This window comes from Dorea sp. ICN-14282, from assembly GCF_037890115.1.
GTDB lineage: Bacteria > Bacillota > Clostridia > Lachnospirales > Lachnospiraceae > Dorea_B > Dorea_B phocaeensis.
Genome location: NZ_JBBKBH010000001.1, coordinates 402,918 through 413,671 on the forward strand (window position 1 = coordinate 402,918; position 10,754 = coordinate 413,671).

A 10,754-nucleotide genomic window follows, 5' to 3' on the forward strand; every position below is an offset into this window, starting at 1 on the left:
AAAAGAAGATGAGTGTCACTACGTTTTTTTTGCTGCTTGGCGGGCTGGGACTATTCTTGTACGGCATGAAGCTGATGAGTGAAGGGCTGGAAAAAGCCGCTGGCGCAAAGATGAGGGGGATTTTGGAGTTTTTTACGAAAAACCGCTTTGTTGGAATGTTGGTGGGAATTTTATTTACAGCAGTAGTTCAGTCTTCTAGCGCTACGACGGTAATGGTAGTCAGCTTTGTAAATTCAGGGCTGATGAACCTGCTGCAGGCATCAGGGGTTATCCTGGGCGCGAATATTGGTACCACAGTAACCGGTCAGCTGATTGCGTTTAATCTATCGGATATTGCACCGCTGTTTGTCATCAGTGGTGTGGTGATGGTTATGTTCTGTAAGAAGCTGAATGTGAAGAAGATCGGAGAAGTGGTGCTGGGATTTGGAATTTTGTTCATGGGACTTAGCATTATGGGAGACGCGATGACGACGATCAAGGAATCGCCGCATATTGTGGAACTCTTAAAGGCAATGAAAAACCCATTTGCAGCTATTTTTGTGGGATTTTTGATTACGGCTGTTCTGCAGAGTTCTTCCGCAACGGTTGGAATTATTATTTTGATGGCATCCCAGGGACTTCTTGCATTTACCATCTGTCCGTTTTTGGTACTGGGTTGTAACATTGGTTCCTGTGTATCCGCTCTTCTTGCCAGCTTAGGCGGAAAAAAGGACGCCAAACGTGCAGCCATGATTCATTTTCTGTTCAATGTCATTGGATCGGCAATTACGTTTGCAATCCTGTTAGTTGCATTGAATCCGATTACGGATACCGTGATGCATATGTCAGGAGATAATCCGGCGCGGGCAGTTGCCAATATTCATACCATGATGAAAGTATTTGAAGTTCTGATTCTGTTCCCATTCATGGGCTGGATTGTAAAGGCTACGTATAAAGTGGTTCCGGGAAGTGACCGCACTACAGAAGATGCGTTTGAATTGAAATACATTGGAGACGGGGCGATTATTGCACCGACAACAGCAGTATTTGACAGTATCCATGAGATTGTGCATATGGGAAAGGTTGCCATTGAAAATCTGAAAAACGCCATGGATGCTCTCTGTGACCTGAATGAGGAAAAGATACATGAGGTCTATGGAACGGAAAAATACATTAACTTTATGAACCACAAGATTACGGATTATCTGGTGCGGGTGAATGAGTTGGAGCTTCCTCTCGCGGATGGAAGACTTCTCGGAGGATTGTTCCATGTAGTTAATGATATTGAACGAATCGGAGATCATGCAGAAAATTTGGCGGATTCTGCCAAAGAGCGTATGGAAGGACAGATTCCTTTGAGTGACAAGGCAAAAGGGCAGCTTCAGAAAATGATGGACAAAGTAGTGAAAATTCTGGAGTATTCCTTAGAAATGTTCAGCAACCGCAGTCACGAACACATGCAGGAGATTCTGAAGCTGGAAGATGAGATCGATGATATGGAAAAGCATCTTCAGCGCGTTCACGTAAAGCGGCTTACAAAGAATAAATGTACGCCGGAAGCGGGAATGATTTTTTCTGATACCGTATCAGGGCTGGAGCGTGTGGCGGATCATGCGACGAATATTGCGTTCGCCATTTTGGAGCCGGATGAAGGAATGGAAGAGGATGAAGAAGTATAGAAATATTCCTTTACAATCCGTAAACATTATGCTATACTAGTCCGGTATGAATAGCCGATGTTCGGTAACAGGATTCTCCAACCGTTACTTAATATTTGGCGTTTAACAAAGAATATAGGAGGAAAACAAAATGATCACGAAAGAAATGAAAGAACAGATCGTAAAAGATTACGGCAGAACAGCCGGAGACACAGGTTCACCGGAGGTTCAGATTGCAATTCTGACAGCAAGAATCAATGATCTGACAGATCACTTCAAGGCAAATCCAAAGGATCACCACTCCAGAAGAGGACTTCTGAAAATGGTAGGACAGAGAAGAGGACTTCTTGCATACCTGAAGGAGACAGATATCGAGAGATATCGTACACTGATCGAAAGACTTGGATTACGTAAGTAATCAACACAGGTAAAATCTACAGACACACAACACAACAATAAGGTTCCCGACTGTTTTGCAGTTTGGGAACTTTTTTTAGGCAAGATAATTGAGAAATTTTTGACAATTAGATTGATTAAAAACTGGAATTTAGTAGTGGAACATCTGTTGGTTGTATGCTATAATATAAAAGATTGTGGGCAGTCGTTTTATTCCGAGACCACTGAAAAGAATATTTGTATAAGATTTAAGAAAGGCAAGTGTGTTTTTCAGTAGTTTCGGTATGGACTGATTCACTGGTAATATGAAAAAAAGGAGAGCAAATATGTACAAGAAATTTGAGATGGAACTGGCCGGAAGAACACTGCGTATTGATGTAGACAGAGTGGCAAAGCAGGCGAACGGCGCTGTTCTGATGCACTATGGTGATACAACTGTATTATGTACAGCGACGGCTTCCGAGAAGCCAAGAGAGGGCATTGATTTCTTCCCATTAAGTGTAGAATACAATGAGAGATTATATTCTGTAGGTAAGATTCCTGGAGGATTTAACAAGAGAGAGGGAAAAGCGTCCGAGAATGCAATTCTGACCTGTCGTGTAATCGACCGCCCGATGCGTCCGCTGTTCCCGAAGGATTATCGTAATGATGTAACCCTGGAGAACCTGGTATTATCCGTAGATCAGGATTGTTCCCCAGAGCTGACAGCGATGCTGGGAGCTGCAATTGCAACCAGTATTTCAGATATTCCGTTTGATGGACCGATTTCTACTACACAGGTTGGTCTGGTTGACGGAGAATTTGTATTCAACCCGACGGCTGCGCAGAAGGAAGCTTCTGATATGGCTCTGACGGTTGCGTCAACCAAAGAAAAAGTAATTATGATCGAAGCAGGAGCTAACGAAGTTCCGGAGCGGCAGATGATTGATGCGATTTTTGCGGCTCACGAACTGAACCAGCAGGTGATTGCATTTATCGATACGATCGTTGCAGAATGCGGAAAAGAAAAACATGCTTACGAAAGCTGTGCAGTGCCGGAAGAATTATTCGAGGCGATCAAAGAGATCGTTCCGCCGGCAGCAATGGAAGAAGCAGTATTTACGGATGAGAAGCAGGTAAGAGAAGAAAATATCCGCCAGATTACGGAGAAACTGGAAGAAGCTTTTGCAGAAAAAGAAGAGTGGCTTGCAGTTCTTGGTGAAGCCGTATATCAGTATCAGAAGAAGACGGTTCGCAAGATGATCTTAAAAGATCACAAGCGTCCGGATGGAAGAGCGATTGACCAGATCAGACCGCTGGCAGCGGAGACGGATCTGATTCCAAGAGTTCACGGATCTGCAATGTTTACCCGTGGACAGACACAGATTTGTACAATCACAACACTGGCTCCGCTTGCAGAAGCGCAGAGACTGGATGGACTGGACGAGTCCGAGACATCCAAGAGATATATGCACCACTACAACTTCCCGTCTTACTCTGTGGGAGAGACAAGGCCTTCCAGAGGACCGGGACGTCGTGAGATTGGTCACGGAGCGCTTGCAGAACGTGCGCTGGTACCAGTGCTCCCAAGCGAGAGCGAGTTCCCATATGCGATTCGTACGGTATCTGAGACTTTCGAGTCCAATGGTTCTACATCACAGGCAAGTATCTGTGCATCTTCTATGTCACTGATGGCTGCCGGTGTGCCGATTAAAGCAGCAGTTGCAGGTATTTCCGCTGGTCTGGTGACAGGTGATACGGATGATGATTATCTGGTACTTACAGATATTCAGGGACTGGAAGACTTCTTCGGAGATATGGACTTTAAGGTTGCTGGTACCCACAAGGGTATTACAGCGATCCAGATGGATATTAAGATTCATGGTTTGACAAGACCAATTATCGAAGAGGCAATTGCAGCAACCAAGAAAGCAAGAACCTATATCCTGGACGAGGTAATGAACAAGACAATTGGCGAGCCAAGACCGGAAGTGGGCGAATTTGCACCAAAGATTATTCAGATGCAGATCGATCCTCAGAAGATCGGAGACGTAGTAGGACAGCGTGGTAAGACGATCAATGCGATCATCGAGCAGACGGGTGTGAAGATTGATATCACGGACGATGGAAACGTATCCATCTGTGGAACAGAAGCTTCTGCAATGGAAGAAGCACGCAAGCTGATCACGATTATTGTGACAGATTTTGAAGCTGGACAGGTACTGGAAGGAAAGGTTGTCAGCATCAAAGAGTTTGGCGCGTTCTTAGAATTTGCTCCTGGCAAAGAAGGAATGGTTCATATTTCTAAGATTTCCAAGGAGAGAATCAACCATGTAGAAGACGTTCTGACGCTGGGAGATGTTGTCAAGGTTGTTTGTCTTGGAAAAGATAAGATGGGCAGAATCTCATTCAGCATGAAAGATGTGGCAGAATAAAATTCAGAATCATATGAGCATATTTAAGAGGCGCAGGAGAAATCCTGCGCCTCTTGATATATAAATGTTCTTTTTTGATCCATAACTTACGGTTAATTTTCTTGAATAGAAATTAATAACCCGTCAATTGTGTATCTTCCCGGTAAATGCTATAGTAAACTTACAAAATGCATTTTGAAATTTGATTAGGAGAGCAGATTGCGATGAAAATTCAAGAGATTATCAGACAGAAACGATTGGAGAAAGGTCTTACTCAGGAGCAGCTTGCGGAGCGTCTGGGAGTGACGGCTCCGGCGGTAAATAAGTGGGAGAAGGGCGTCTCTTACCCGGAGATTACACTGCTTCCTGTATTGGCAAGATTGTTGGGAACGGATTTGAATACCCTGCTTTCTTTTCGGGAAGATTTAACCCGTGAAGAAGTAGAAGAGATAGTAGGAGAGATTAGAAGACGATCGGAGCAAATGAGTTTTGAGGAAGCTTATGCTTATGGAATGGAAAAGGTAACAGAGTTCCCCAATTCCTATTCCCTGCTCTTAAATGTTGGAGTGATCTTAGAAGGTGTGCTTCTTATGGAGGAAGATGTAAAATCAAAGTACGCTCGTGAACGCAAAGAGATCGAGAACTTGTATCAAAGGGCACTTGCCAGTCCGGAAGAAGGGATTGCAAACCAGGCAAAGGTGATGCTGATTTCTGCATATCGGGAAAGAAAAGAGTATGAGAAGGCGCAGGAGCTGATCGATACGCTCCCGGATGCGAGCTTTGTTGATAAAACACAAGTGCAGATCAGTACATGGATTGCACAGAAAAAATACGAAGATGCAGGGCGGCTTGCGGAACAGCAAATGACTAAAATAATAGGGGATGTCTATGGAACGCTTTTGACGCTGATGGAGCTTGCCATGAAAGAGGGGCGTATCGAAGATGCCAAAAAGATTGGAGAAATCTATAAGAAGACGGCCATGCAGTTTGAAATGTGGGAGTATGGATGGTATGTGGGAGATATTCAGCTATACAGCTCACTGGAAGATTGGGATAAATTTTTAGAGACGCTGGAGCTTATGCTTTTGTCGCTTAAGAAAGAGTGGAGTCTGAGTGGCTCAGTTGTTTTTCACTATACGGATGTTGATAGATCTTCGAAGAAAGAAGAAGGGAAGGAAATGGGTCCGATGCTGAGGGATATGATTTTAAATGGAATCTATTCCGACCAGGAGACGGCGTTTTTAAAAGATGATCCGAGGTTTCTGGAGATGCTGGAACGAGTGGGAAAATAAAATACAATGAGATTTTGCACAGATTTTACAAGGATCTGTGCTTTTTGAAATTGTGGGGAGTTTTTTGTGTGCATAAATCAATAGTCGTCGCATATATTGAGTTAAAGAGGTGGACAAAGATGCATAAGAATCAGATTGCAAGGGTTTTGCCGGGACGAATCCTAAGGATGCTGGAAAAGGAACATTTGGAATATGAATATCTGCAGGAAATCCGGTTCCGTACAGGTCGTCCGCTGCTTTTTATCTATCGCGGCGAAGAGCGGACGGTAAGAAACGATCATGGCAACCCCTATCAGGTGACAGAAGAGGATGTGCGTGAAATGGTGGATTATATCAGCCATTACTCGCTGTATGCGTACGAGCAGGAGATGAAACAGGGATTTATTACGGTAGAAGGAGGACATAGAATCGGAATGGCAGGACAGGCGATTATGGAAAATGGAAGGGTAAAGAATTTGAAATATATTTCTTCGATTCATGTAAGGCTGTCGCATGAAGTGATCGGGTGCGCAGATCAGGTATTCCCCTATATTACGGGGAACCGGGAACTGTATCATACGCTGATTGTGTCACCGCCCGGATGTGGAAAGACAACCCTTTTAAGAGATATGATCCGCCAGATTTCCGATGGAAACCGCTGGGTGAAGGGAATGGCAACGGGTGTGGTAGATGAGCGCTCAGAGATCGGCGGATGTTACCGGGGATTGCAGCAGAATGATCTGGGGATGAGGACGGATGTGCTGGATGGCTGCTCTAAGGCGGAGGGAATGATTATGATGATCCGTTCCATGGGGCCGCAGGTGTTAGCAGTAGATGAAATCGGGCTTGCAGAGGATGTACATGCAGTTGAGTATGCGATGCACTGCGGCTGCCGGATGCTGGCCACTGCCCATGCCGGATCCATGGAAGAATTAAGAAGACGACCCTTGTTCGCACAGATGGTGAAGGAAGGGCGGTTTGATCGGTATATCCTGTTGGGCAACAGTCGCCGTGTAGGACAGGTTGAAGGCATTTTTGATGGACGTGGAACGCTTTTGTATCGGGAAAAGGAGTATGCATAAGCATGGTGGCAAAGGTATTGGGAGCTGTGCTGGTGGTAGGGGCAGCGTCTATGGCTGGCATTACAGCGGCAGATCACATCAAAGAGAAGTATCAGAACCTTCAGGAGCTGCAGAGAATCTGTTGTCAGCTAAAGAGTGAGATCCGGTATTCCAGATCCTATCTGGAGGAAGCGTTTCTTCATATTGCAGGTACGGCCAAAGAGCCGTATAAAGAATGGCTTTCTTTTCTGGCAAGTCAGATGGAAGAGCGAAGAGACGGAAGCTTTAAGAAACTTTGGGAGACTTCAGTACATACCTGCCTTCTTGGAAAAGGCCTGGAGAGGACGACCCTTCAGAAATTAAAGGATTTGGGACATCAGCTGGGAACGGCAGATGTAGAACTACAGGTACAGACCCTGGATCTTTATTTAGAAGACCTTCGTCTGACGGCAGAAGAACTCAGAGAGACGATGAAGACGAAGGTTCGGCTGTATCGATGTCTGGGGATTATGGGCGGAGTCTTTGTTATGATTCTGCTGATGTAGAAGAAAGATATGGGAGAAAAGAGACAGGGGAAAACAGGAGGGAAACATGAGTGTAAATCTGATATTTAAGATTGCAGCAGTGGGGATACTGGTTTCAGTATTAAGTCAGGTCTTAAAACACAGCGGGCGGGAAGAGCAGGCATTTTTGACCAGTCTTGCGGGGCTTCTTTTGGTGTTATTCTGGATTGTGCCGCTGATCTATGATCTCTTTGAATCCATTCGGAATCTGTTTTCTCTGTAGTGGAATATGCGCGAAAGTGAAATAAAAGGGGGCGGGAGAATGGAGATGGTACAGGTTGCGGTTCTGGGAGTGGCAGGAACCCTTCTGGCAGTTCAATTTAAGAATGAAAAGCCAGAGTACGGAATCTATATCAGTCTGGCAATTGGTATTCTGTTGTTATTTGCAGTGCTTGACAGGCTGGATGTCCTCCTTGATGCACTTGGACTGATTCGTTCTTATATGCGGGCAGATACGATTTATATGGGGACTCTGATGAAGATGCTTGGAATCACCTATGTATCTGAATTCGCATCAGGCCTCTGTAAGGAGGCGGGACATCAAAGTATCGCATCTCAGATTGAGTTGTTTGGGAAACTGGCAATTTTGGCGCTTGGAATCCCGGTGTTGGCGGCGCTTCTTACGACGATTGAGGAGTTCCTGGCATGAGCGGGCGAAAATACTGTACCGTTCTTCTTCTGCTGCTCTTTTTTGCAGGAGCGTCCTTGAAAGTGGAAGCTTATGAGGAGGAAAGAAGTCCGGAGATGGAAGAGATGTTAACTCAATTTGATTTTAGCAAGATGGATCAATCACTTTCGGAACTGTTTCCGGAAGAAAAGCTTCGGTTTCAGGATGTACTGGATCTTGTGCTGTCGGGAGAACAGGAGCTAAGCGGCAGCCTTGTGAACCGTCTGATCAAAGATCAGGTGGGGTATGCTTATCGTTCCTGCCGGGATAATCTCATCCACATTCTGGTCATTGCCCTGGTGGCAGCAGTGTTTCATCAGCTGGCAGGTGCTTTAAAAAGCACGCAGATTGCAGAAATTGGCTTTTATGTATTGTATTTGCTTTTGGTTGCCCTGTCTTTGAATTCCTTTGGTGTTGTGGTGGAATGGGCAGCGGAAAGTCTGGAAGATCTGACCGGGTTCATGGGAGTGTTTTGTCCGCTTTATTTTCTGGCGGTTACCATTGCGAAGGGAAGCGTGACATCTGCGGCCTTTTATCAGATCGTACTGTTCTTGATTTTTCTGGTAGAAGTGTTGATCGCAAAGGTTCTGCTGCCGTTGATTCATGTCTATATGATGATGAACATTCTGAATCATTTATCAAATGAGGCGTATTTAAGCCGGTTTTCAAAGCTGATTGAGACGGTGGTTTCCTGGGCGCTTAAGACACTTCTTGCATGTGTGGTGGGAATCAATGTGATTCAAGGGATGATAAGCCCGGCCATCGATTCGGTCAAGCAAAGTGTAATTACCAGAGGAGCCGAAGCGATTCCGGGAGTGGGAGATGCACTTGGCGGAATGGCAGAGGTGGCTCTTGGAACGGCTGTACTGATCAAAAATGGAATGGGAATGGCAGGAGCTGTATTTTGTATTCTGATTTGCCTGGTTCCGATTATTCAGACCGCTTTGCTTGCATTCTTATATCAGCTGGCGGCAGCGGTAATCCAGCCGGTATGTGATCCGAGGATTGCCGGATGTATCGAGTCTGTCAGTGAGGGGTGCCGTCTGATGCTGAAGGTGATATCGACAACGGCACTTCTGTTTTTGCTGACCATCGCAATCGTAACGGCAGTGACCAGTATGGGATAGAAGAAGATATCTGGAGATAGGGGGAGAAAGGTGTTTGAAGGTATTTATGAATGGCTGAAGGATCTGGCTTATTATGTAATTCTGGTAACGGCGCTTTTTCATATGATTCCGGGAGAGGTATGGGGGAAATATATTCGTTTTTTTACGGGACTTGTCATGGTTGTACTCTTGCTGTCTCCCATTCTTCAATTATTTCAGGAGCAGGATCCGTTGCAGATAATGGAGCGCTATGAACAGGGAATGAAAGATTGGGAAAGCTGGAAGCCGGGGCAGGGAAAAGCAGGAGAACAGCGGCATATTTCAATCCAGGAAATTTCGGAAGATTCAGAAGATATCATAGAAGTGGAGGAAATTAAGATTGGAGAGGAAGGGACAGAGGCATTGGAGTAAGATAGACTTAGAGAAATTGCGTCATGTGCGGAAAGATCAGCTTTTGATTTTTTTTCTTGTGGGAGTGCTGCTTCTGGTGATTGCACTTCCTTCGGGGACGAAAGAAAAGGAGAAAGATTCTAGGCATAGTGAGATTGATGGGGAAGAAGCGGTAGGAACCCAGGCGGAAGAACAGGACTATGCCCGTTATCTGGAACGGAGGCTGGAAGAGACCCTTTCCCAGTTAGATGGAGCGGGGAATGTTCGGGTTATGGTAACACTTCAGTCTTCGGCACAGAAGATTGTTGAGAAAGATACGCAGGGAGAAAGGGATGCGATAACGGAAGAAGACAGTCAGGGAGGCAGAAGAACTTCAGAAAATACCAGTCATCAGGAGACTACCGTGTATGAAGGAATGGGAGAGAAAAGTCAGGAACCTTATGTAAGCAAAGAACTTACGCCGCGGGTAGAAGGAGTGGTAGTTCTGGCAGAAGGAGGAGAAAATGCTTTGGTCAAAAGGAATATAACAGAAGCAATCCAGGCATTATTTGGCATAGACACGCATAAGATTAGAATCATGAAGAAGAATGAAACGATGTAAAAGCAGGAGGGCAAACAGTGAAACGGATATTGAAAAAGAATCAGATGATGATTGCAGCGTTGGCGGTAATGATTGCAGCGGCAGGTTACCTGAATTATTCGGGAAAGATCTTCCCAAAGGAGAAGAAAGCACAGGAGACAGGGGCGGAACTTGCCAATCAGGAGTTATTAGATATCTCGGAAGAAGATCTGGAAGCAAATGCCTCAACGGATATTGAAAGTCAGGATAAGACAGGAGAAGATGGAAGCGTAGAAGGAACGCCGGGGGAAGCGGTTTTAACCAGCGGAACGGCAAATGCAGTAGTTGCAGAAGCGAAGGTGACCAGGGAACAGGTACGGGCGAAGAATAAGGAGACGCTTCAGCAAATCATTGACAGTGAGAACTTGAGTGAAGAACAGAAGCAAGACGCCGTAAATCAAATGGTTGCGATGACAGATTTGGCAGAAAAAGAGGTGGCGGCAGAGACGATGCTGGCATCCAAGGGATTTAGCGAGGCAGTGGTGAGCCTGACGCAGGACGGTGCAGATGTAGTTGTGAATGCGGCGGAGTTAAGTGATGCTAACCGTGCGCAGATTGAGGACATTATTACGAGAAAAACTGGAATTGCAGCGCAGAACATCGTGATTACACCGGTGCATGCAGAAGGACGGTAAATTTGACAGAATAGCG

Annotated in this window: 12 protein-coding genes; all 12 read left to right on the forward strand. The window is 45.4% G+C overall.

What is annotated here, in order from left to right; all coding sequences use genetic code 11:
- The first annotated feature begins 8 nt into the window (after positions 1-8).
- The gene (locus WKT00_RS01930) at positions 9-1,658 is read left to right on the forward strand and encodes a Na/Pi cotransporter family protein (RefSeq protein ID WP_101694411.1); all 1,650 of its coding nucleotides are present in this window, start codon (positions 9-11) and stop codon (positions 1,656-1,658) included.
- Between the two features lie 130 nt (positions 1,659-1,788).
- Positions 1,789-2,055, forward strand: coding sequence for a 30S ribosomal protein S15 (gene rpsO, locus WKT00_RS01935; RefSeq protein WP_101694410.1), 267 nt, complete (start codon positions 1,789-1,791; stop codon positions 2,053-2,055).
- A 304-nt stretch (positions 2,056-2,359) separates the two neighbouring features.
- Positions 2,360-4,447: a polyribonucleotide nucleotidyltransferase gene (locus WKT00_RS01940; RefSeq protein ID WP_340260593.1), complete on the forward strand. Its 2,088-nt coding sequence runs from the start codon at positions 2,360-2,362 to the stop codon at positions 4,445-4,447.
- 203 nt (positions 4,448-4,650) lie between these two features.
- Positions 4,651-5,718 carry a helix-turn-helix domain-containing protein gene (locus WKT00_RS01945; protein ID WP_101694408.1) on the forward strand — a complete coding sequence of 356 codons (1,068 nt, stop codon included), beginning with the start codon at positions 4,651-4,653 and terminating at the stop codon, positions 5,716-5,718.
- A gap of 119 nt (positions 5,719-5,837) precedes the next feature.
- Positions 5,838-6,779, forward strand: a complete 942-nt coding sequence (spoIIIAA, locus tag WKT00_RS01950) for a stage III sporulation protein AA (RefSeq protein WP_340260596.1) — start codon at positions 5,838-5,840, stop codon at positions 6,777-6,779.
- A 2-nt stretch (positions 6,780-6,781) separates the two neighbouring features.
- Positions 6,782-7,303: a stage III sporulation protein AB gene (locus WKT00_RS01955; RefSeq protein ID WP_101694406.1), complete on the forward strand. Its 522-nt coding sequence runs from the start codon at positions 6,782-6,784 to the stop codon at positions 7,301-7,303.
- Positions 7,304-7,349: 46 nt separating this feature from the next.
- Positions 7,350-7,544 carry a stage III sporulation protein AC gene (gene spoIIIAC, locus WKT00_RS01960; protein WP_101694405.1) on the forward strand — a complete coding sequence of 65 codons (195 nt, stop codon included), beginning with the start codon at positions 7,350-7,352 and terminating at the stop codon, positions 7,542-7,544.
- A gap of 39 nt (positions 7,545-7,583) precedes the next feature.
- Positions 7,584-7,970 carry a stage III sporulation AC/AD family protein gene (locus tag WKT00_RS01965; protein ID WP_101694404.1) on the forward strand — a complete coding sequence of 129 codons (387 nt, stop codon included), beginning with the start codon at positions 7,584-7,586 and terminating at the stop codon, positions 7,968-7,970.
- Entirely contained in the window at positions 7,967-9,115 is a 1,149-nt protein-coding gene (locus WKT00_RS01970) for a stage III sporulation protein AE (RefSeq protein WP_101694403.1), read from the forward strand. The genes WKT00_RS01965 and WKT00_RS01970 overlap by 4 nt, the downstream gene beginning before the upstream one ends.
- A gap of 30 nt (positions 9,116-9,145) precedes the next feature.
- On the forward strand, positions 9,146-9,505 hold the full coding sequence (locus tag WKT00_RS01975) for a stage III sporulation protein AF (RefSeq protein WP_340260602.1): 360 nt from the start codon (positions 9,146-9,148) through the stop codon (positions 9,503-9,505).
- Positions 9,474-10,085 carry a stage III sporulation protein AG gene (locus WKT00_RS01980; RefSeq protein WP_340260604.1) on the forward strand — a complete coding sequence of 204 codons (612 nt, stop codon included), beginning with the start codon at positions 9,474-9,476 and terminating at the stop codon, positions 10,083-10,085. The genes WKT00_RS01975 and WKT00_RS01980 overlap by 32 nt, the downstream gene beginning before the upstream one ends.
- Before the next feature lie 17 nt (positions 10,086-10,102).
- Positions 10,103-10,738 carry a SpoIIIAH-like family protein gene (locus WKT00_RS01985; RefSeq protein ID WP_101694400.1) on the forward strand — a complete coding sequence of 212 codons (636 nt, stop codon included), beginning with the start codon at positions 10,103-10,105 and terminating at the stop codon, positions 10,736-10,738.
- Positions 10,739-10,754 lie beyond the last annotated feature (16 nt).

Excerpts from the sequence above, each read along its gene's own strand:
- WKT00_RS01930 (WP_101694411.1), top strand. The coding sequence starts at position 9 with ATGAGTGTCACTACGTTTTTTTTGCTGCTTGGCGGGCTGGGACTATTC.
- rpsO (WP_101694410.1), top strand. The coding sequence starts at position 1,789 with ATGATCACGAAAGAAATGAAAGAACAGATCGTAAAAGATTACGGCAGA.
- WKT00_RS01940 (WP_340260593.1), top strand. The coding sequence starts at position 2,360 with ATGTACAAGAAATTTGAGATGGAACTGGCCGGAAGAACACTGCGTATT.
- WKT00_RS01945 (WP_101694408.1), top strand. The coding sequence starts at position 4,651 with ATGAAAATTCAAGAGATTATCAGACAGAAACGATTGGAGAAAGGTCTT.
- spoIIIAA (WP_340260596.1), top strand. The coding sequence starts at position 5,838 with ATGCATAAGAATCAGATTGCAAGGGTTTTGCCGGGACGAATCCTAAGG.
- WKT00_RS01955 (WP_101694406.1), top strand. The coding sequence starts at position 6,782 with ATGGTGGCAAAGGTATTGGGAGCTGTGCTGGTGGTAGGGGCAGCGTCT.
- spoIIIAC (WP_101694405.1), top strand. The coding sequence starts at position 7,350 with ATGAGTGTAAATCTGATATTTAAGATTGCAGCAGTGGGGATACTGGTT.
- WKT00_RS01965 (WP_101694404.1), top strand. The coding sequence starts at position 7,584 with ATGGAGATGGTACAGGTTGCGGTTCTGGGAGTGGCAGGAACCCTTCTG.
- WKT00_RS01970 (WP_101694403.1), top strand. The coding sequence starts at position 7,967 with ATGAGCGGGCGAAAATACTGTACCGTTCTTCTTCTGCTGCTCTTTTTT.